General features: G+C 34.3%; 20 protein-coding genes, 1 pseudogene and 1 riboswitch (1 of these 22 only partly in view). Of the genes and pseudogenes, 18 read left to right on the top strand and 3 right to left on the bottom strand.

Translation table 11 applies throughout. The annotated features are described in order from the left end of the window. Nucleotides 1-92 precede the first annotated feature (92 nt). The 10 genes and pseudogenes from CALKRO_RS11445 (at nt 93) to tgt (ending at nt 9,258) form a co-directional block, all read left to right on the top strand. Nucleotides 93-1,041: pseudogene (locus tag CALKRO_RS11445) on the top strand (Rpn family recombination-promoting nuclease/putative transposase). 244 nt (nt 1,042-1,285) lie between these two features. Next, nucleotides 1,286-2,239: an Rpn family recombination-promoting nuclease/putative transposase gene (locus CALKRO_RS11440; protein WP_013431165.1), complete on the top strand. Its 954-nt coding sequence runs from the start codon at nt 1,286-1,288 to the stop codon at nt 2,237-2,239. A gap of 102 nt (nt 2,240-2,341) precedes the next feature. Continuing rightward, a riboswitch (TPP riboswitch) is annotated at nt 2,342-2,476 on the top strand. Between the two features lie 131 nt (nt 2,477-2,607). Continuing rightward, nucleotides 2,608-2,799 (top strand): sulfur carrier protein ThiS, encoded by a 192-nt coding sequence (gene thiS, locus CALKRO_RS11435; RefSeq protein WP_083789264.1) that lies wholly within the window; start codon nt 2,608-2,610, stop codon nt 2,797-2,799. A 53-nt stretch (nt 2,800-2,852) separates the two neighbouring features. Then, nucleotides 2,853-3,617, top strand: a complete 765-nt coding sequence (locus tag CALKRO_RS11430) for a thiazole synthase (RefSeq protein WP_013431163.1) — start codon at nt 2,853-2,855, stop codon at nt 3,615-3,617. 48 nt (nt 3,618-3,665) lie between these two features. Then, a complete protein-coding gene (thiH, locus tag CALKRO_RS11425; protein WP_013431162.1) occupies nt 3,666-4,778 on the top strand; it encodes a 2-iminoacetate synthase ThiH in 1,113 nt (370 codons plus the stop codon). Beyond that, the gene (gene thiF, locus CALKRO_RS11420) at nt 4,775-5,386 is read left to right on the top strand and encodes a sulfur carrier protein ThiS adenylyltransferase ThiF (RefSeq protein WP_013431161.1); all 612 of its coding nucleotides are present in this window, start codon (nt 4,775-4,777) and stop codon (nt 5,384-5,386) included. The genes thiH and thiF overlap by 4 nt, the downstream gene beginning before the upstream one ends. Further along, entirely contained in the window at nt 5,373-6,038 is a 666-nt protein-coding gene (gene thiE, locus CALKRO_RS11415) for a thiamine phosphate synthase (protein ID WP_193345557.1), read from the top strand. Before thiF ends, thiE begins: the two co-directional genes overlap by 14 nt. A gap of 6 nt (nt 6,039-6,044) precedes the next feature. Further along, nucleotides 6,045-7,307: a phosphomethylpyrimidine synthase ThiC gene (gene thiC, locus CALKRO_RS11410; RefSeq protein ID WP_013431159.1), complete on the top strand. Its 1,263-nt coding sequence runs from the start codon at nt 6,045-6,047 to the stop codon at nt 7,305-7,307. Between the two features lie 43 nt (nt 7,308-7,350). Beyond that, nucleotides 7,351-8,130 (top strand): bifunctional hydroxymethylpyrimidine kinase/phosphomethylpyrimidine kinase, encoded by a 780-nt coding sequence (gene thiD, locus CALKRO_RS11405; protein WP_013431158.1) that lies wholly within the window; start codon nt 7,351-7,353, stop codon nt 8,128-8,130. 54 nt (nt 8,131-8,184) lie between these two features. Next, nucleotides 8,185-9,258: a tRNA guanosine(34) transglycosylase Tgt gene (gene tgt / locus CALKRO_RS11400; protein WP_013431157.1), complete on the top strand. Its 1,074-nt coding sequence runs from the start codon at nt 8,185-8,187 to the stop codon at nt 9,256-9,258. 449 nt (nt 9,259-9,707) lie between these two features. Here tgt and CALKRO_RS11395 read toward each other — a convergent pair whose 3' ends face one another. Together CALKRO_RS11395 and CALKRO_RS11390 are read right to left on the bottom strand one after the other, a co-directional pair. Beyond that, complete coding sequence (locus CALKRO_RS11395) at nt 9,708-10,766, bottom strand: glycosyltransferase family 39 protein (protein ID WP_237699081.1); 1,059 nt, start codon at nt 10,764-10,766, stop codon at nt 9,708-9,710. 211 nt (nt 10,767-10,977) lie between these two features. Next, entirely contained in the window at nt 10,978-12,039 is a 1,062-nt protein-coding gene (locus tag CALKRO_RS11390; protein ID WP_013431156.1) for a hypothetical protein, read from the bottom strand. A gap of 1,242 nt (nt 12,040-13,281) precedes the next feature. Here CALKRO_RS11390 and CALKRO_RS11380 point away from each other — a divergent pair. Genes CALKRO_RS11380 through CALKRO_RS11365 form a run of 4 tightly spaced genes read left to right on the top strand, consistent with a single transcriptional unit; the run spans nt 13,282 to nt 16,845 of the window. Next, nucleotides 13,282-14,022 carry a hypothetical protein gene (locus tag CALKRO_RS11380; RefSeq protein WP_041741756.1) on the top strand — a complete coding sequence of 247 codons (741 nt, stop codon included), beginning with the start codon at nt 13,282-13,284 and terminating at the stop codon, nt 14,020-14,022. A gap of 6 nt (nt 14,023-14,028) precedes the next feature. Further along, entirely contained in the window at nt 14,029-14,976 is a 948-nt protein-coding gene (locus CALKRO_RS11375) for a glycosyltransferase family 2 protein (protein ID WP_013431154.1), read from the top strand. After that, nucleotides 14,969-15,400 (top strand): GtrA family protein, encoded by a 432-nt coding sequence (locus CALKRO_RS11370; RefSeq protein ID WP_011915882.1) that lies wholly within the window; start codon nt 14,969-14,971, stop codon nt 15,398-15,400. Before CALKRO_RS11375 ends, CALKRO_RS11370 begins: the two co-directional genes overlap by 8 nt. Before the next feature lie 17 nt (nt 15,401-15,417). Beyond that, nucleotides 15,418-16,845 carry a glycosyltransferase family 39 protein gene (locus tag CALKRO_RS11365; RefSeq protein ID WP_013431153.1) on the top strand — a complete coding sequence of 476 codons (1,428 nt, stop codon included), beginning with the start codon at nt 15,418-15,420 and terminating at the stop codon, nt 16,843-16,845. On the opposite strand, the gene CALKRO_RS11360 is transcribed toward CALKRO_RS11365, so the two are convergent. Next, nucleotides 16,842-17,837, bottom strand: a complete 996-nt coding sequence (locus CALKRO_RS11360) for a radical SAM protein (protein WP_013431152.1) — start codon at nt 17,835-17,837, stop codon at nt 16,842-16,844. The genes CALKRO_RS11365 and CALKRO_RS11360 overlap by 4 nt on opposite strands. A 121-nt stretch (nt 17,838-17,958) precedes the next feature. Between CALKRO_RS11360 and yajC the strand changes: the two genes are divergently transcribed. The 4 genes from yajC to CALKRO_RS11340 form a co-directional block, all read left to right on the top strand. Then, complete coding sequence (yajC, locus tag CALKRO_RS11355) at nt 17,959-18,324, top strand: preprotein translocase subunit YajC (protein WP_013431151.1); 366 nt, start codon at nt 17,959-17,961, stop codon at nt 18,322-18,324. Between the two features lie 75 nt (nt 18,325-18,399). After that, nucleotides 18,400-19,248: a 16S rRNA (adenine(1518)-N(6)/adenine(1519)-N(6))-dimethyltransferase RsmA gene (gene rsmA / locus CALKRO_RS11350; RefSeq protein WP_013431150.1), complete on the top strand. Its 849-nt coding sequence runs from the start codon at nt 18,400-18,402 to the stop codon at nt 19,246-19,248. A 164-nt stretch (nt 19,249-19,412) separates the two neighbouring features. Then, nucleotides 19,413-21,179 carry a phosphoenolpyruvate carboxykinase (GTP) gene (locus CALKRO_RS11345; protein ID WP_013431149.1) on the top strand — a complete coding sequence of 589 codons (1,767 nt, stop codon included), beginning with the start codon at nt 19,413-19,415 and terminating at the stop codon, nt 21,177-21,179. Nucleotides 21,180-21,247: 68 nt separating this feature from the next. Further along, on the top strand, nt 21,248-22,217 hold the 5' portion of the coding sequence (locus CALKRO_RS11340) for a hypothetical protein (protein ID WP_013431148.1). It continues 194 nt past the right edge of the window; only the first 970 of its 1,164 coding nucleotides appear in the window; its start codon is at nt 21,248-21,250; the stop codon falls past the right edge of the window.

Here is a 22,217-nt window from a genome sequence, read left to right as displayed (position 1 = left end):
CCACGCTTACGTTAAGATGTGGTATAATAATAATACTATAGAGATTATTCTAACTCTTCTTTAAAATTTGATTTCTAAGGAGAATTAGTTAAATGGACAATGAAAACAAGGAAAAACTTCCTGCAAAAGAGTATGATTCTACTTTTAAACTTCTTTTTGAAAATCCTAAGGATATTTATCTTTTGTTGAGCAAAATCATAAACTTATAGTTGGGCGAACGAAATACGTGAAAGCTCAATTGAAATAAAAAAGACAAATTACATTACAAAGGAATTTTCGCAAGTAGAAGCAGATGTTGTTGCAAAAGCAAAGTTGAAAGACCAAGATGTATATTTTTATATATTGATAGAAAACCAATCAACAGTATCAAAAGATATGCCTGAAAGATTATTACGATATATGATTTCTATATGGGCAGAGGAAATACGAAATGGTGTTGAAAAACTGCCGGCTATTATTCCTATTGTTGTTTATAATGGGCTTGATAGAAGGTGGGAAGTGTCTACCGATATAATTGGAGCATTTGATATTTTCAAGTACAAGGTTGTAGATATCGCTCAAGTTGACATTAAGAGTTATTTGGAAGAGGAAGATGTTTTAACACCAATAATTTTCTACTTGGAACGGCTGAGGAAAGACAGTAATGAATTATTTCGCAGATTACAAGAAATTGATCAAAGCTTAAAGAAGCTAAGTTTTAACAATATTGAGAGGTTTTTGCTATGGTTTCAGCATGTTATAAGACCAAGATTAGGTGAGAAACAAAAGAAAGAATATGACAAGATTGTTGAGAGAGTAAAGCAAAAGGGGGTGGAGCTGATGGATGAGTTTGTGTCAAATGTGGCAAGGCTTTTGAATGAGACAAAAACAAAAGAATTTTTGGCAGGCGTCCAACAAGGTATTCAACAAGGTATCCAGCAAGAGTGGATAGAGACAGCAAAAAGAATGATTCAGTTAGGAATTTCATACGATGTCATGACCAAGGCGACCAACCTAAGTACTGAAGAGATTGAAAAAATAGCGCGGGAAAAGATTAACTAAGGTCCAGAACAACTTAAAAAACTTTATTGTTTGTTGTAAAATTAAATGCAACGATAAAAGAAAGTATTGAAGCCTTAATCAATTGATAATTTTCAGTTTCTTTTAAAAAATGTTGTATTTAATATTACAATTTAGATAGATTTGGAATTTGAAAAAGCTTATTGTTATCGATAATTGAAATGAGGTATAATAAAAATTAGCCTGATTTTTGCAATAAATATGATTTTGCAAAAAGGAGAAAAGTATGAAGACTTATAAAAAGTATGATGAAGGATACAAAAAATTGTTTTCTAATAAAGAGAATCTAATTTGGTTTTTACAGAATGTTTTAAATGAAGAAAGATTTAAGAGATTAGAAAAAAGTGATGTAGAGATTATTGCAACTGAGTCGATAAATAAAAAGTGGCAAAAGAAAAGCTCAGACATAGTGTATAAGATAAAATATAAAGATTCTTTCTTTTGTTTGACCATTGAATTTCAAAGTAGAGAGGACAAGAAAATTTTACACAGATTATATGAATATATGCATCTCATTCAGCTCAAGAACAAAGTAAATGGTGAAATACCAGTAGTTGTGCCAATTGTGCTGTATAATGGTATAAGTCATTGGAAACCTAATGAACAGTATAGCGAAATTATCCTATTTGCAGAAGATTTTCCAGAGTACGCACAAAATTTCAAGATAATATTCTTAGATATCAAAAGTATACCTGAGGAGAAGTTAATTAGTGCGTCAAACGTATTAGCAATAGCAATGTACATTGACCAAGTATCTAATAATTCTGAAAGGGTACTAAATAGGATATTGAATTTAAGAGGGAAAATACATCTTAACTGGGAACAGAGAGAAGAATTAGCTGATTGGTTGTATGAGGTTATTTTAAGGTCTTATGGTGTTAGTGAAGAAGAAGCTGAAGAGATGTTTAAAAAATCAGGATTGGAGGTGGATGAGATGTTTTCAAGCACAGCTGAAAAGATAAAGCAAGGAATTGAAAGAGAAAAGAAAAAAATTGCTAAAGAGGCAATGAAGCAAGGCATGAAGCAAGGCATGAAGCAAGGTATGAAGCAAGGTATGAAGCAAGGTATGAAACGCGCAATGAAATTAATTGCAAAACAGATGCTAAAAGATAATCAGCCTATAGAGCTTATTTCAAAGTATACGGGTCTTACACCTGAAGAAATAAAAAGATTAAAGTAAGAACAAACTATGGTTCTTATAACTTAAAGTTTTTTGTTGAGTTTAATTTTCTTGCAAAGCTTTTTCCAAAGTGCTATACTAAAAAATGAAAAATTAAATAAAGTGGTTTTAAGGGGGAGCTGAGCGGGGCAAAGCTCGGCTGAGAGTAGGCACTCAATAAAACATAAAAACCCCGTGCCTTGACCCTTTGAACCTGATCCGGGTAATGCCGGCGAAGGGAAGAAATGTACAAAAAATAAAAGCCTTTAATGCAAAATAGTCCGGCATTAAAGGCTTTTTGTTTTATGAAAACACTGACCAAAATTTACACAAAAAGCTCAAGAAGCTGCCGGCAAAGGCAGCTTCTTGTTTTAATGGAGGTGGATAGCTTGATAAGAATAAATGACAAAGAGATGGAGTTTTGTGGAAATGTACTTGAGCTTTTGTTAAGTCTTAATTTAAATCCTCAAGTCTGTGCAGTTTTGGTCAATGGCGAAATTGTGAAAAAGGAGATGTGGGAAAACTTCTTGCTCAAAGACGGAGATTATGTTGAAATTGTCAGCTTTGTAGGCGGTGGTTAAGTGCTTCAAGTTTTGCAAGTTTAAAAACTATACGCAGAAAGGAGACGATTGATATGTTCGAGATAGGTGGCAAGACCCTCAAATCAAGACTTTTTGTTGGAACAGGAAAGCTTCCTGACTACTCAGTTATTGAAAAAATGTATTATGAGGCAGGAGTAGAAGTTTTTGCAGTAGCTGTCAGACGGATTGGTCCTAACACCAAGCATACCAAAAACGTGTTAGAATATATCCCCAAAGATGCAGTAATTATGGTAAACACTTCAGGTGCGCAGGACCATAAAGAGGCTGTAAAGATTGCAATGATAGGAAGAGAACTTACAAATTCCAACTGGGTAAAGGTTGAGATTGAAAAAGACACAAAATATCTTTTCCCAGACAGTATTGAGACTTTGAAAGCCTGCGAGATTCTGGTAAAAGAAGGGTTCAAGGTCTTCCCTTATATATACCCAGACCTCAACCTTGCAAAGGAGCTTGAGCTAATTGGTGTTGAAGCTGTCATGCCGCTCGGCTCACCAATTGGGACAAACAAAGGTATAGGATGTGAAGTGCTTTTAAAACCAATTATAAACGAGATAAAAATCCCTGTGATAATTGATGCAGGGATAGGAAGGCCATCTCATGCAGCAAAGGCTATGGAGATGGGAGCAGATGCTGTGCTTATCAACACAGCAATTGCAACATCTTCAGACCCTGTGAAAATGGCAATAGCATTTTCTAAAGCTGTTGAGGCAGGAAGGCTTGCTTTTGAGGTTGGACTTTTGAAAGAATATGAGTATGCTCAGGCATCGTCACCTTTGGAAGATTTTATAACAGGCTAAAATATATATTTCGAATATTTAAAACAAAAAAGAAGGTGCTAAGTAAAAATGACAGAGTTTATAAGAAAAGCTCAAAAGGTTTGGGAAAAATTTAAAGATTATGTTCCTACTTATGATGAGGTATGTGAAATTTTAGAAAAAGAAGTTGTAAATATTGAAGATGTGGCAAAACTCTTGAATGTAGAAGATAAAAACTCAATACTTCTCATGGCAAGCAAAGCCAAAAAGCTTACAAGAGAAAACTTTGGCAAGGTCATTCTCTTGTATGCACCGCTATATATCTCAAACTACTGTCAAAACGGATGTGTTTACTGTGGATTTTCTTGCAGGAAAAATTATAAAAGAGAAAAACTTGAGCTTGATGAAATTGAAAATGAACTCAGAGCCATGAAAGAAGAGGGTATCGACTCTGTTATAATCCTCACAGGAGAGGATAGAATACACTCTCCGGTTGACTATATTAAACAGGCCTGCAAAATAGCTGCAAATTATATGTCAGAGGTTTCGGTTGAGGTTTATCCTCTTTTTGAAGAAGAGTATAGAAGTCTTGCAAACGCTGGTGTTGTGGGGATAACCATATATCAGGAGACTTATCAAAAAGAAGATTATGAGAAGCTACATCCTTTTGGACCAAAGAAGGATTTTGAGTTCAGGCTCACTGCTGTTGAAAGAGCCCTATCTGCTGGGTTTCATGAAGCGTGCGTGGGACCGCTTTTGGGGCTGTCTCATCCCCAAAAAGATGTACTTTGTACTTTGCTTCATGCTGAGTATCTTCTTGACAGATTTCCCAAAGCAGAAATTTCAGTTTCATTCCCGCGCGTAAGATCCGCAGGCATAGATTTTGTTCCAATGTTTTCTGTTTCTGACAAGGAATTTATAAAATTTTTGATTGTTGCAAGGATCTATCTTCCAAGAGTTGGGATTGTGATATCCACACGGGAAGATGCGCGCCTTCGTGATGCACTCATTGATGTGTGCATAACAAAGATGTCGGCAGGTTCTAAAACAACTGTCGGCGGATATGTACCACAGGAAGAAGAAAAAGATGCCCAGTTTGAGGTTGAAGATAGAAGAACTGTTGCTGAGGTTGTAGAGAGTATAATAAAAAAGGGACTGAGACCCGAGTTTACTAACTGGGTAAGGGGTGTAAACAGTTTATGAGCTTATTTGACCTTATGCTAAGAAACTATTTTGATGAAAAAATGCTTGAAAAACTCTCAAAGGTCAAAATCCTTATTATTGGCTGTGGCGGCCTTGGTTCTAACATTGCAGTGTTGCTGGTTAGATGCGGTGTCAAAAATCTCACAATAGTCGATTTTGACAAAGTGGACATTTCAAACCTCAACAGGCAAAATTATTTCTTTTATCAAGCAGGTGAGGATAAAACCTCTGCACTCAAAGACATTCTTTCAAAAATAAATCCTTATGTAAGTGTAAAGGCTGTGAACATGAAGGTTGATGAGTCGAACATAGATGGCTTGATTTTGGAACATGACATCATTGTTGAAGCTGTTGACAATGAACTTACCAAGGTTTTGATTTTCAGAAAAGCACACCAGCATGGGAAAAAAGTAGTGTTGGCATCAGGAATTGCAGGGTTTGGCGACTGTGAAAACATTAAAATCAAGCGTGGCAAGAACTTTTCGATTATAGGTGACTTTGTAACATCAATACAAGAGAAAAAACCTCTTGCTCCAAAAGTGGTTGCAGTTGCTGCAATGCAGGCTGATGAGGTTTTGAGGATGGTGAGCGAGCTTGAGTTTGACTAAAGAAGAAAAATTAAGACTGTTTTCAACATATACCATCTATGGGATGACAGCAGAGAAATTTTCAAATGGAAGGTCTAATATTGAAATTGTAAAAGCTATGCTTGACAGCGGCATAAAAATCATTCAGTACAGGGAAAAATACAAATCTTTAAAAGAAAAGTACAAAGAATGTCTTGAGATAAGAAAGCTCACAGAAGATTATGAGGCACTCTTAATTGTCAACGACCATGCAGACCTTTGCCAGATGGTAGGTGCAGACGGTGTTCATTTGGGGCAAGAAGACTTACCAGCAGATGAGGTGAGAAAACTCTTGGGTGACAAATTTATAATTGGTGTTACCACACACACAGAGGATCAAGTTTTGAAAGCAAAGGAAGATGGTGCTGACTATGTGGGTTTGGGACCGGTCTTTACAAGCTTTACAAAAGACAATCCACATCCACCAATTGGGCTTGAAATGGTAAAATGGGCAGCTGAAAACTCTCCTTTACCTTTTGTTGCAATAGGTGGGATTAAAGAGCACAATTTAAAAGAGGTCTTAGCAAGTGGTGCGAGGTGTATCTGTGCTGTTACAGAGATTGTGGGTGCAGATGATATTCACCAAAAAATAGAAAGCCTTTTTAAGATTTTGAAAAGTTTTGAAAGGAGCTGAGTGAAAATGACTCAAATGAGCTTAGCAAAACAGGGGATATTTACAAGAGAGATGGAGCTTGCCATAAAAAATGAGGAGATAGATAAAGATGAGTTTTTGCAAAAGGTTGCAGAGGGCAAAATTGTAATTCCTGCAAATAAGAATAGAAAAAGAGACAAATATTTTGCCATTGGCGATGGGACATATGTCAAGATAAATGTTAATCTTGGTGTGTCAGAGGCATGTCCAAACTTTGATATAGAGCGCCAAAAGCTTGAACTTGCCAAAAAATTTGATGTTGAATCTGTAATGGATTTATCGAGCGGGCTTGATGCTTCAAACTTCAGAAAATACATTCTTCAAAACTATGACTTTATAGTAGGAACAGTTCCAGTTTACCAGGTTGCATCAAGGTATGATGACATCACAAAGGTTGACAGCAAAGAGTTTATAGAAGAAATTGAAAGGCAGGCAGAAGAAGGAGTTGACTTTTTCACAATCCATGCAGGGATTACAAGAAGGACTTTAGAGAGGTTTGAAAAAAATGATCGTTTGCTCAAGATTGTCTCAAGAGGCGGAGCACTTCTTTATAAATGGATGATGGCAAACCAAAAAGAAAATCCTTTGTATGAGCATTTTGATGAGATTTTGAAGATATGCAAAAAACATGATGTTACAATCAGCCTTGGCGATAGCCTAAGACCAGGTGCGGTGGCTGATGCAACAGACGCGCTGCAGATAGAAGAACTTATAAACCTTGGCGAGCTTACAAAAATGGCCTGGAAAGAGGATGTGCAGGTGATGATAGAAGGGCCAGGGCACATGAGAGCAAACGAGATTGCAGCAAACATGGTAATTCAAAAGAGGCTTTGCCACGGCGCACCGTTTTATGTCTTAGGTCCTCTTACAACAGACATTGCAGCAGGATACGACCATATATCAGGTGCGATGGGTGCGCTCATTGCAGCTTTAAATGGAGCAGATTTTCTGTGCTATGTTACACCTGCTGAACATTTGAGACTTCCATCTTTAGAGGATGTCAAAGAAGGGATTGTTGCGTTCAAAATTGCAGCGCACAGTGCAAATATAGCAAAAGGCTTTAAAAAGCCACTTGAAAAGGATATTGAGATGTCAGTAGCAAGAAGAGACCTTGACTGGGAAAAGATGATAAGCCTTTCGGTTGACCCTGAGAAGGCAAGAGAGTACAGAAACAGTTTCTCTTCTGATACATGTTCAATGTGTGGAAGACTCTGCGCTGTAAAAAATTCAAGGGATGAAGCTGTTTTATAAATGCTGAGGTATGTTTTTTTAAAAAGGAGATGAAAGTAGAAAGATGAAAAAAGTGCTCATAATTGCCGGGTTTGACCCATCAGGTGGTGCAGGCGTTTTGCTTGACGTAAAAGTTGTGAGGGCGTTGAATGGTTATGCAACATCTGTAGTAACATCTTTGACAGTCCAGGATACTCAAAGGGTCTATGACTTAAAACCCATAGACCCTCATTTTTTTGAGTATCAGCTTCAAAAAGTGGTTGAAGATATAAAGCCAGACAGTGTCAAGATTGGACTTTTAGGAAGTTCTGAGATAGCAGTTGTTGTACTGAGAAACTTAAAAAGGTACAATCTTAAAAACGTAGTGTGTGACCCGGTTTTGAAATCCACAAGCGGTTTTGAGTTTTGTAAAAGTGAGTTTATAGAATTTTTAAAATATGAGTTTTTCAAAGCCTGTGATGTCATCACACCCAACAAAAATGAGGCAGAAGTCATTTTTGATGTGGAAATTAAAAATTTTGATGTAGATGTTCTAAGCTGCGTTCAAGAAAGAATGAAGAAAATGGGAATAAAATCATGCATCCTAAAAGGCGGTCATCTTGATGGCAAGCTTGCAGAGGATGTTTTGATAACACAAAGTGGAATTTTTAGAGTACATGCAAAAAAACAAGGCTTTACAGATAACATTCACGGGACTGGCTGTGCATTTTCGACTGCATTTGCCACTTTCCTTGCAAAGGGATATAATATGTATGATACCTTGATAAGCACCAAAGAGTATGTTTCAAACCTAATATATAAGTCTACAAAAATCGGGAGTGGAAAGCTCATTTTAAACCCATAGGTTTTTTCATTATAAATATTTCGAAGTATTTTTACAGGAAGGGGCAAGGGAAAAGTGGCAATAAAGTTTGAGCTAATTAAAAAGAGCAAGAAATCCAATGCAAGACGAGGAAGACTCTACACACCACACGGAGTGATTGAAACACCGGTTTTCATGCCAGTTGGCACTCAGGCAACAGTCAAGGCTATTATGCACAGAGACCTATACGAGATGGGTACACAGATAATCTTGGCAAACACATATCATCTTTATTTAAGACCAGGGATAGATGTTATAAAAGAAGCAGGTGGACTTCACAGTTTCATGAACTGGCAAAAACCAATTTTAACTGACAGTGGCGGGTTTCAAGTGTTTTCACTCAGCAAGCTAAGAACTATAACAGAAGATGGGGTTGAGTTCAGGTCGCACATAGATGGTTCTCGGCACTTTTTCACACCTGAAAAGGTGATTGAGATTCAGAATATTCTTGGTTCAGATATAATAATGGCATTTGATGAGTGTGTACCATACCCTTGTGACCATGAGTATGCAAAGTGGGCTTTAGAGAGAACAGCAAGATGGCTCAAAAGATGCAAAGCTCATCACAAAAACACAGAAAATCAGGCTCTGTTTGGGATAATACAAGGTTCAACTTACAAGGACTTGAGGATAGAGAGTGCAAAACGCACAATTGAAGAAGACCTTCCCGGCTATGCGATAGGCGGGCTTTCTGTCGGCGAGCCAAAAGAGCTCATGTATGAGATGATAGAAGTTTTGCACCCAATCCTACCAGAGGATAGGCCACGATACCTTATGGGTGTTGGAACACCAGATTGCTTATATGAATCTGTCATTCGCGGTGTTGACATGTTTGACTGTGTATTTGCAACCCGCACTGCAAGAAACGGCACAGTCTTCACAAAAGAGGGCAGGATGATTATAAAAAACGCTCAGTATGCAAAAGACTTCAGACCTATTGAAGAGGACTGCGATTGCTACACATGCCAGAACTTTACCCGCGCTTATTTGAGGCACTTGATTAAAGCTGAGGAAATCCTTGGTGCAATTTTGCTTTCTATCCACAATGTAAGATTTTTGCTCAGGTTCATGGAAAAGCTGAGAAAGGATATTGAAGAGGATAGGATATAAGTTTTGCTAATTATTTACATGAGACTTATGTGATTTTGCGATTTTTTCCGAAATTGTAATTATTCCATTTGCTGAAATAAAACAAAACCATAACAAAGCATGGTTTTTATATCTTAATGCTGCTTCGAAAGGGATATGTAATAAAATTGTACCTAAAATTATAAAAGAACCTATAATAATTATTGAATTTGAAAAACTACAGTTTTAATTCCCAAATTAATCCTAAAAGAGCAGTAAATAGAATGATGTAATAATATATATCAAAGAAAAGTTTAATTATTTTATTGTTCTTAGTAAAAATTAGCTTTTCAGCTGTATTTTGTAATAGCGCACCCGAAACATAATCATATGCTTCATGGTCTGCATGCCACATTGTTATTATTTTATCAAAAATAAAACTTATTATTTTTTTCTCTTTTATAAGAGTTTGAAGTCGTTTAAGACCAAGGTTAAAAAAATGCTTTTTGAGCTTGATCAGGGCCAATTTCTTTTATAAGTTTTCCGAATAGTTTTGAATCGTTTTTATTCCACTGCCCATGAGAAGATATGTTCATACCAACATACAAATTCCAACCTATTCGGGTTGAAGCAATCTTTTGGTTAATTATTGATTCAGTCATAATGTTTAGAGAAAAAGATACAAGAAGATAATTTGTCAATATTATAGAAACAGCAATAAATTTCAAAAAATGTATATTATGAGTATCCTTTTTAAGGAAATTATTGTTAGTTTCTTTGGAAAATACGATATAAAATAATGTCAGTGCAATTAAAATGATAATTCCATTTGGTCTGATACTACTTAACCAGGCCAGCAAAATACCAATAAGAGCCAGATTGAAATATTTAGTTTTTACACTTTTGGAAGTTCTTAGATTTCTAAAAAACAAAAGTATCGTAAATAGTGCTACAATATTAAATAGGTTTTCTGTGCATATTAATAAAGAATAAAATATTCTTGATGGCATTAAAGACCACATTAGAGCAGCTATAAATCCCAATCGTTTTTTCCCAGCTTCTTTTCCAATAAGAAAAACCAAAATAACTGACATTGCAGACAATAGTATACCTGTTAATTGAGCTACTAAAATTGATGGACCAAAAATATAAAAAATAAATGATAAAAAAATAGGAAACATGATTGTGTGAGGAAATGTTGCTATGTAATTTGGAATAAATATTTTACCATAAACTAAGTGTCTTGCTATGAGATAATATGTTAAGAAATCAGATTTAGGTTCGACTTTAATTGAAAAAGCTAATACTAAAGGGAGAGTTATCGAAATAACAAAAAGGAAAAAAATAATGTGTTTTTCATTGAACTTTTCGATAATAATTTTCTTTAGGTTTAGAAATATGATAAATATGTTGATAGTAATAACAAATAAAAATAAAATTGCACGCGACAAAATTTTTGGGATTCTAGTCGGTAAAACATAATCTAGATAACCAACAATAAAAACTTTTTCAAAAACAAAAACCACAAAAATTGTGATTATTGAATACAAAAAACATAAAAAAAAAACCTTCTAAAATTAAAATTAACCATGGTTTGCTTATTATTTTTCATTATTTATAACGTCTCCCTTCACCGTATGTTAAATAAATTTGTTTGAGTTCCACGCTTTAAATATTTTAGCACAATTTTGTTAGGATTTCAACGATTTAGACTTGCAGGAGGCCACAAAATATAGCCTCCTGCAAAAAGAATGTACTTTTTTAATCAAATGAAATATCATAGTTTCCATAATTACCACCAGGTAGGACAAAATCGAAGGTTGCGGAATTGTTTGTTCCTAAAGAGATATACCAGCATTGTCCGTAACTAATAGTAGATCCAACTGTCCAAGAACTTCCATTTAATCTGTAAAGGATAGTGGCATATTGTCGATCTTTATTACTCCAATCTGGTGTAATTTTTATTCTTTTTCCATTTGCATTATTTATATTAATTTTATATACCACACCAAAAATTCCTGCGTTTACATCCAATCCACCGGACTTATATGTTACAACACCTGTATATTCGTTAATATTTGATAATGGGCGTGGCCATTCACAAAATCTATAAGTGGTTTTCACATTAGCATCAAGAGTTGTAATATTTTGGGTGTGCGAAAGTTCTCCTGTAAAAGTGTTTGTTGTACCAGGTGCATTTGGAGATGAAATGTTGAATAAATCATTTAAAAATGTTGTTGAATTTATTTTATTTTCTCCTGCTACGAATAATCTCATCCAAACATTTGAGCTTAAAGAAGATTGAAATTGAGCTCTTATAAAAACAAATTTATAGTTACCAGTGACAAAATTTGTGTTTATTGCATATACAACTTGGGTTGAATATGCAGGTATTGTAACAGAAGTATATGAAGCATTAAAATAGTCTCTCAATATACCTGGTGTTTTTACAAGTGCATTAGCTGATTGATTGCTTTGGATGTCCCATGCATTTCCACTACCTTTGAATGTAATTGTAACAGGTGAGTTATTGGAATTACGAATAGCAATTCCAACCATAAGTTTGTTGTTTGAGTTCCAACCATTGTATAAAATATGGTACATCTCCACATCTTTGGGCGTAGTGTTTAAAGAAGCACCCCATAGATAGAAAAGATCATTAGGGGTAACACCAAAACTTTCCGGGTTATCAGAATAAATAAAATTATTACCTCCGTTTGAAAATGAAACAGCAGTGTAACCAGAAGGTATAACAGCATACACCTTTACAGTAAATGTAATTATTGTAAGTAAACTTAGTAAGAAAACAAAGAATTTTTTCATAGGAAATACCTCCAAAATTAACAAAAATGTATATTATTGTATTAAGATAAAGTAAAAAACAATGTTTTTTGAATTATATCATATAGTTATTTCCTCCTTTCTCAACCAACTAAAATTTTCTAATTTAATTGTAAAAAAAATAAAAAAAGCAATATTTTGATTTAACAAAAATTTAATCAAAGTATTGGCTATTTGAAACAAATTTTCGTAAGTACGTCTCAAAATATTAATTTATAGAAACGATAAATGTAAAAAAGACAATATTCTTTAATTTATTTCTTGACACAAGGATGTTTTAAAATTACTATAATTTTAGGACAAAAATAGAATGATGAAATCAGATTTATAATAGACTAACTCTATTTTTGTCAATGCTTTTGCTTTACTAAGCATTAATGGTTAAATAGAGATTTAGCAAATATAGTTTAGTTTTAATCAAAATCTAAAAAGATTAAAAATGTAGGATGTGGTAAGATGAAGTTTAATTTCATAATTCAAATGTTCAATGGGCTAAACAAAAAAACAGTTGATATAATGATTTTTGACAAAAAATATTATCAATTTTGCTTAATATTTGTAGCATAATTATATTTTTATATTTATTTTTTATAGCCTTATTTCAGCGGACAATAATAATAACCAATTACCCAACTTATGTTTTTACTATATTAATGGGGCTTTTTATTCTCTTTATTGTAAAATCAAGAAAATATATTGCTTACATAATTAATAAACATAAAGATACTTTTGTATTTATGTTGTTTTGTGTAGGTTTAATTTTAAGGATTTTATATTACTTTATTGTAAAACCAATGCCTTGTTCTGACTTTTTGTTTTACCATCAATATGCCACAAATATTTCAAATGGAATTTTTAGCCCTCTTGATAAAACATGTTTGATTTTTCCTCATAGAGTTGGATTTTCGCTGTTATTAGGATTGGTGTATTTTTTAATAGGTGCATCATTTACAAAAGGTTCTCTTATAAATATTTTATTTTCTATGATAAATTTATTATTAATTTATATTCTTGCACTTAAAATGTATGATAAACATACAGCTAATGTGGTATCAATTTTGTATGCTTTATGGCCGGCACAAATAATGTATTCATCTGTTATTGCATCAGAGAATTTATTTATAACATTTTTCCTAACAGCAGTTTTATTTTTTATAGAAAGCTATTGATAACACACCTTCTAAAAATATTATTTTTTCTTTACTTTGTGGAATTTTTATTGCATTGGCTCAAATAATAAGACCTGTTGCTCAAATGTTAATATTAGTCTTATTTATATCAGGATTTGTTATAATTAAAAAAAGAAGAAAAATGGTTTTATTGATAAAAACATATCTTATAATTTTAGTATCCTTTATAATTACTATACTAATTATGAATGCAGTTATAAAGTTTCTTACAGGAGTACCATTGAGATGGTCAATAGGTTATAATTTTATGGTTGGTACTAATTTGAAATCACATGGCGTGTACAATAATAAAGATGCTTTAATTTTAGGTAAATACAATTACGATTTCAAAAAAGTTCATAAGGAAAGCTTTAAAATTGCTATTGAAAGAATTAAATTACATCCTAAGGGATTTCTAAAACTTATAGAAGAAAAGATTGCAATTCTCTGGGGTGATGAGACTTACTCAATTAATTGGAGTTTTACTCAGGGAGCAAATTTAAAATTGTCTCGGAATACTTTAATAAAAGAATTTTTAATTATATATGTGCAAGTGTTTTATTTAGTGATACTTTTCTTTATTATATTTGGCTTATTATTTAGCTTGAAAAAAGATAGTATAATAATTTCTGTTTTGGTATTTTTAATACATTTTTTAAGTTACTTTTTGTTAGAAGTTCAGTCAAGGTATCATTATCCTGCAATTATTTTTTTACTATCCATTGCAGCATATGGAATGAAAGATTTCAAATTAGAATGTTTAAAAAATTTTTTAAAATATATTCAAAGGAGTTGAAGGTTAATGCTTCCCAAGATATACTTTGTAATCCCATGCTACAACGAAGAAGAAATGCTGCCTTTCACAATTCAAAAGATGGGTGAAAAACTGCAAAGCCTCATTGAAAAAAAGCTAATTTCTGATAAAAGCAAAGTTGTCTTTGTTGACGATGGAAGCCGTGATAGAACGTGGGATCTGATCAAAGCTGCTGCAGAGGATAAGAGATTTTTGGGGGTCAAACTTTCGCGAAACTGTGGGCATCAAAACGCCCTTATGGCAGGAATGAGCTATGCTGTAAAATTTGCTGATTGTATAATTACATTAGACGCAGATTTGCAGGACGATATCAATGTCATTGATGAGTTTATACAAAAGTACAAGGAAGGCTATGAGATTGTGTATGGAGTGAGGAGCAGCAGAAAAACCGATACGTTTTTCAAAAGGTTTACTGCAGAGGGCTTTTATAAACTAATGAAGGCATTTGGAGTTGAGATTGTTTTTAATCATGCTGATTACAGGCTCATGAGTAAAAGAGCAGTCCAGTATCTTTTGCAATTTGAAGAGAGAAACTTGTTCTTAAGAGGTATGATTCCATTAATTGGCTTAAAATCAACAGTTGTCTACTATGAAAGATTAGAAAGAGTAGCAGGAAAGACAAAGTATCCGCTCAAGAAAATGCTCTCTTTTGCTTTTGAAGGAATTACATCTTTTTCGGTAAAGCCCATAAAGTATATCACAACAGCTGGTTTTTTAATGTTTTTGCTAAGTTTTGTAATTCTTATATATGCGATAGTACAGAAATTAAGAGGACAAGCTGTCACAGGCTGGACTTCGCTTACAATTTCAATTTGGTTTATAGGCGGGCTTCAGCTTGTTGCCTTAGGGCTCATTGGTGAGTATATTGGCAAAATTTATAAAGAGGTCAAAAGAAGGCCTTTATACTTCATTGAGGAGATAGCAGGGGATGAATAATTTTAGCTATTTTGTAGAAAAGATAAATTTGTACAAAAAGCAAATAGTCCAGCTTGTGAAATTTTCGATAGTTGGGGTTATAAATACAGCAGTTGACTTTGCAGTATTTTTTCTTTTTTATTCTGTCTTTCGTATCAGTTACTCACTCAGTCAGGTTTTTGGATACACAAGCGGCATGATAAATAGCTTTATAATGAACAAAAAGTGGACATTCGAAGACAAAACCACCGGCAAAGTAATAATTACAAAGTTGTTAAAATTCGTGATTACAAACCTTGTTTCATTAGGATCTTCAATTGTTGTCTTAAAACTTTCAAAAACCTACCTATCAAATTCAATTTTAATCGCCAAAATTCTTGCAACTCTTTGCGCTCAGATGATAAACTATTTATCGTATAAATATTGGGTATTTAACAAATTTTGAAAGGGTAGGGTATGTGAATGCAAAATACAGTAGGAAGACTTGACACATTTTTTAGATGCATTGTTGCAGTGCTTTTAGGATTAGCCATTGTTTTGTCATTTCAGTTTCGGATAGTTGCTCTTACACATAAGAAAATAAGTTTTGTTGTGATGGTTATTCTTCTTTTGTCAGCTTTTTTAATCTTTAATATTTGGCTTTTTATATTTCGAAAACTGGCAAACAAAAAACTCGCTATACTCTTGTTAATTCTTGTTATAGCAGCTCCAAGACTTATATGGATTTTTTTGATGCCAACAAAGCCGGTTTCGGACTATTTGTGTTTTTATTACTATGCCCAAAAAGCTTCTCAAGGCTTTTTAAAAGGGTATGACATGACTTTTACACTCTTTAGGTTCAGATTTGGATATTCATTAATTTTGGCACTTGTTTTCAAGATTTTTGGAAGCAGCATAATTGTAGGAAAACTTTTCAATGTGTTTCTTTCAGTAATTTTAGGACTTATCATATATTTTACTGTTGACTATCTTTTTGGCAAAGAAGCAGCCACATATTCAGCAATTTTGTATGCCTTTTGGCCATCGCAGATAATGTATAATTCAGTTTTGGCGTCTGAACACCCATTTATTGTGTTTTTTGTGCTGGGGCTGTATTTTTTGTTAAGGGCAATAAAAGAGAAAAAAGCCATTTTTGGCATATTTGCAGGAGTCCTTGTGGCAATTTCAAATCATATAAGACCTGTTGCTGTTGTGATCATAATTGCGATGATTTTCTTGTTTGCACTAAAAATTCTTTGTAAAGATTTTAAAATCTTGAAAAGTGCTATCTTAACTATAATTTCATACGTTATTACATTCTATACAGTAGGATATCTAATTTTTTGTCTCACAGGCATTCCTGTGTGGAAAACATCAATGGGGCTTAATCTCATGATTGGTACAGACTATACAACATATGGTATGAACAATCCTAAACATTCTTTGTTTGTTAAAAAATATGCTTATGATTTTCAAAAGATGCACGGTGAGGCTATGAAAATAGGTTTAGAGAGACTCAGAAAAGAGACAAAAATTTTTATTGCTATTCTCCCTCGCAAACATGCTATTATCTGGGGCGATGATAGCTTTGGGTATTTTTGGAGTACTTTTAAAGTTTACAAAACCACATATTTTGTTAATCTTGTAAAAGTTCATCCAACCATTTTCTATATGTTCTCTCAGCTATACTACTATGCAGTTTTGATTTACATCATTTTAGGGATTCTCTCATCTAAAAAAAATGCCAATAAAGAAATTTTTCTTTTTTTAAATCTTATATTCCTTGGCTATGTTGTATTACACATATTTTTAGAAGTTCAACCTCGTTATCACTACCCTGCAATTTTCACACTCTTTTTGTTAAGCGGCCAAGGGATAAAGTGGCTGAGAGAGAAATCGAAAAGATTTTAATACTGTTCATAAAACTCTCTTGGTCCAAAGTCAAATGCCTCTACGTTTTTTTCTAATACCAAAAACCTTCTTATATCAAAACACAGGCTGCACTTAAGAAGGTAACCTTTTTTCGCTTCATATCCGAAGTTTTCTTGAGCAAACCTGAAAAGCTCATGAATACCTTTTGTGTAGAGCATATTTACAAAGAAATACTTTTTGCAATCAAGATCTTTTCCCAAATCGTCAATGGAAATTTTGAATCCCACACATGGGTTTGGGATAAAATTTCCAAAAAGGTCCATATGAAAATGAGTCTTACTATTTAATTCATGGCAGGGAGATGAGTTTTCGAGTATTTCCTCAATACTCTTTTTAGGAAAGAACTCTTCAAAAGTTTTTATTGCCCTTCCATTTAATGTAAGGTAATAGCGCAAAGGTAGCGATTTTACATAGTTTTCTCCAAAGGTATCTATGTATTCTGAAAAGGGATGTGTTTTTTCAATATCAAATCTTTTTATCTCAGGCAAAAACCCTTCAACCCAAGGAAAGATTTCAATCCCAACTTCTTTTAAAAGGTTTATTAGCTTTAACACTTTTTTGAATGGAATATATTCATTGTGAAAAGGGCTGATTGAGACAAGTATTGTTTCAATTCCAAGATTTTTCAATTCTTTTAATCTTCTTTTTACCTCATCTTCATTTTCCACCCACGAAGCGTTTGTCTCTATGTACTCAATGTAAATCCTATTTTCATTTGCTCTATTGATGACCTTTTTAAGACCTTCAAAATTCAAAAAAGGCTCACCACCGCCTATATGAACAGAGTAAACTCCAAACTTTCTTAATGTTTTAAATAATTTATCTGCCATCTCCTCTGTCATGTATTCTTTTTTCCATGATGGCGAGCTATTGTATAGGCAGTGTTTACAGGCAGAAGAACAGTAGTAGTTTGTGATGACACCACCTGAAAAAAGTCTTTCAATTTTAAGGTTTTCGACAAATTTTTCCAATTTTAATAGCCTCCTTTTTAGTCTTTTAAAAGTTCTTGCCTATTTTTTGATAACTGTTATAATATTATTATGCATAATTTTAATTTAAAAAATCAAATGGTGGCAGGGGGATAAAAAATTTATGAGTTTGATGAATCTATTATTTGATTTTGCGTATGCAGCAGGCAATCAAAGTTCTCAGCAGCAGGCACCGCCAGGTGCAACAGCAATTGCTCTGCTTGCGCAGTTCATACCTCTTATATTGATGTTTGTAGTTCTTTACCTTCTCATAATTGTTCCACAGAGAAGAAGAGAGAAACAGTTCAGAGAGATGATTAATTCTTTAATTGTTGGAGATGAGATAGTTACAAACGCCGGAATTATCGGCAAGATTGTGAATATCAAGGATGATATTTTGACAATTGAAGTTGGAGCAGACAGGGTAAAGCTCAAAATTTACAAGTGGGCGGTCAAAGAGGTTTTGAAAAAGGCTGAACCAAAAGATTAAAAAGGTATGGTTCTGAGGGCTTAAGGTCCTCAGAGCCATTTATTTTTAAATGTCATTAACAACTTTAAAAAAGGAGTGAATCCAGCCATCACAAAAACTGATCTTTTAAATCTTCTTGAAAAGTATGGACTTTCTCCAAATAAAAAGCTTGGCCAAAATTTTTTGGTTGATGAAAATGTGGTAAGAAAAATCATTTTATTTTCCCAGGCAGAAGGAAAGGAAGTTATTGAGATAGGTGCAGGCCCTGGAACACTTACAGTGTATTTGGCAAAAACTGCGCAGAAAGTATTTGCAGTTGAAATTGACAAAAAGATACTGAATGTCTTAAAAGATGTTTGCCAGAGCCTTTCAAACGTCCAAATAGTAAATAGCGACTTTCTTGAACTTAATGTTAAAAATTTAACAAATGGTAATAAGGTATATGTTATTGGCAATCTTCCATATTATGTCACATCACAGATACTCTTCAAGCTTTTTGAAGAAAGAGAGTGTATAGAGAAGTTTACAATCATGGTTCAAAAAGAGGTTGCGCAAAGGCTTTTGGCAAAACCAGGAACAAAAGAGTATGGAAATCTCACAGTTGCAATGAACTTTTATTGTGAAATAGAGGATTACTTTTATGTTAGCAAAAATGTTTTTTACCCCAAACCAGAGGTTGACTCTGCTGTCTTGAGAGCAAGGTTCAAAGTTGAAGAGCCAAATGTTGATGAAAAGAAGTTTTTTAAAATAGTCCATGCATGTTTTTCAACCCGCCGAAAAACAATTTTAAATGCTCTTTCAAATCAGCTTGATATTGCAAAAGATGAGCTAAAAAAGATTATCCTCATGGCTGGACTTGATGAAAATTTAAGAGCAGAGGATTTATCATTGGATGATTATATAAGACTTTACCAATGCTTTAAAGAGGAATTTTTTAAAAGTTAAAAGGTGCTCTTAATACCTGGTAATAAATGCAACTTAGTGCGTAGTTAAGTTTCATTTATTCTTAAAAATGCTATTTTATTTTTGACAATTTCGACATTAATGAGGTATAATATAATACAAATTGCAATTATCATAAACAAAACTTGCAAGGTGGTGGAGAAAAGGTGGTAAAGGTGAACTTACATCCCTCAGTGTATGAATGGATTGATGAGATGGCAAAAATCACAAAGCCAGACAAGATTGTCTGGATAGATGGTTCAGAGGAAGAAAAACAAAGGCTTATAAAAGAAGCTCTTGAGTCAGGAGAACTTATGGAGCTCAACCAAGAAAAGCTTCCTGGATGTTACCTTCACAGGACTCATCCGAGCGATGTTGCAAGGGTTGAAGACAGAACCTTTATCTGCACACCAACAAAAGAAGAGGCAGGTCCAACTAATAACTGGATGGATCCAAACGAAGCATATAAGATGCTCTACTCACTTTTTGACGGGTCCATGAAAGGAAGAACAATGTATGTTGTGCCATATTTGATGGGACCTGTTGGCTCACCATATTCAAAAGTGGGCATTGAGCTTACAGACAGCATATATGTTGTTTTAAATCTCAGAATCATGGCAAGGATTGGCAACGTTGCGCTAAAACATCTTGGAAATTCTCCTGACTTTGTAAAAGGGCTTCACTCAAAAGCAACACTTGACCCAGAGAAAAGATACATCTGCCACTTCCCACAGGATAACACTATCATGAGCGTAAACTCAGGGTATGGTGGAAATGTCATTCTATCAAAGAAGTGTTTTGCGCTCAGAATTGCAAGCTATCTGGGAAGAAAAGAAGGCTGGCTTGCGGAACACATGCTCATTGTCGGAATTGAGGACCCGAGTGGCAAGGTAACATATATTGCAGGTGCGTTCCCAAGCGCATGTGGTAAGACAAACTTAGCTATGCTTATTCCTCCAGAGCCTCTTAAAAAGCTTGGGTATAAAGTGTGGACAGTTGGTGACGACATTGCATGGATGAGAATTGGCGAAGATGGAAGATTGTGGGCTATCAATCCTGAAGCAGGGTTTTTTGGAGTTGCACCTGGCACAAGTTATAAGACAAATCCAAATGCCATGGAGACCATAAAGAGAAATACTATATATACAAATGTTCTTTTAAAAGAAGATGGAACAGTTTGGTGGGAAGGCATGGACGGAGAGCCACCAGAGCGAGGTATTGACTGGCTTGGAAGACCATGGACAAAAGACAGTGGCGAAAAGGGTGCACATCCGAACGCAAGATTCACAGCACCAGCCAGCCAGTGCCCATCAATTTCAAAGGAGTGGGAAAATCCAAAGGGCGTGCCTATTTCGGCAATAATATTTGGCGGCAGACGTGCAAAGGTTGCTCCACTTGTGTATGAAGCATTTGACTGGCAGCATGGTGTATATGTTGGTGCTACAATGGCATCTGAAACAACTGCTGCTGCAATGGGCAAGGTTGGCGTTGTTCGTCGCGACCCGATGGCAATGCTTCCGTTCTGTGGCTATAACATGGCAGACTATTTTGCGCACTGGCTTGAGATGGGCAAGAAGATTCCAAACCCGCCAAAGATTTTCCATGTAAACTGGTTTAGACAAGACGAAAATGGCAAGTTCATCTGGCCAGGGTTTGGTGAAAATTTGAGGGTTCTGAAATGGATAATTGAAAGGTGCGAAGGAAAAGTTTCGGCAAAAGAGACTCCAATTGGTTATGTGCCATATGTTGATGATCTTTACTTAGATGGTCTTGATATAGACAAACAGACGGTAGAAAAACTTCTTGAGATAGACAAAGAATTGTGGTTAAAAGAGTCTGAGGATTCAAGAGAGTTTTTAAGCCAGTTTGGAGACAGGCTCCCGAGAGAGCTCATTGGAGAGAATGAAAAGCTAAAACAGAGGCTTTTAAAATAGAAATAAATCACCTAACAGAAGGCCTCCTTCATATACTGATATAAAGGTTGTGAAGGAGGTCTTTTATTTTGATAGAAAATCTGCCGTTTACAAGATTTGTAGTAATCTTAAAGGGGATTGAACAGAAAGGAAAAATCCCGTTTGGATATGTCAAGATTCAGGCAATTGTAGACACAGTTAACTTTGAAATTGTTATCCAGGGATTGGAAGAGACGGAGGATAAGATTACTTTTTGGGGTGTTGTGAAAAAATCGGATGGATATTCTCCAGTGTTTTTGACTGCACTTTCAAAGCCACAAAAAGGGAATATTGTTCAGTTTCTTTCCACAAGTAGGTTTAATTTGTTCAAAAGCAGCTTAAAACTTTCAGACCTCTTCGGATTTGCTGTTGCAAAGGAGAAGAAAGGAAAACCAAATTTCATTTTGATAGGAAGCTTTGATGATAGTAGTTTATATGATATGGAGAAAGATATTCTGAGAAGTTTTGAAAAGGGTGAAAGTAAGAAAAATGAAGATAAAAAAGATATGGATAATCACGATGAGAAAAAAGAGGTGGAAGTAGAGAAAGAAGAAAAAATTGGAAGTTCATTGTCAAAAGATGATGACAAGAGCTTAGATCAGAATTGCAGCCAGGATGTTGAAAAAGAAATCATGCAGGCAAAAGAACAAGAAACAGAATGTGAGATGCTTAAAAAATCAGCCGAAAAAACAGAAAAAGAAGAAGAGTCTTCTGAGATAGTTGAAAATGCTTCACATGAACTTCAAAAGGCTTACCTGGATGAGAACAAAGAAGAAAACTTTCATCTCGATGTTGAAAAAAACTACTGCATATTAGAATTTGGTGACAAAAAAATTTGGAAGAGAATCTTTGAAGAATTGAAAGAAAGATGTGAGAGATTTGACCCATTTTCTGACGATAAAGTCAAATGGTTTAAAATAGATAAGAAGGATATAATAACTGTATCTCATTTGCATCCATTTTTGTATATTATATCTAATCCATTTGTATTTAATCTTGTATCTGAACATGGTTATTTAA

The organism is Caldicellulosiruptor kronotskyensis 2002 (assembly GCF_000166775.1).
GTDB lineage: Bacteria > Bacillota > Thermoanaerobacteria > Caldicellulosiruptorales > Caldicellulosiruptoraceae > Caldicellulosiruptor > Caldicellulosiruptor kronotskyensis.
This window is presented reverse-complemented; position numbering and strand designations above follow the sequence as displayed.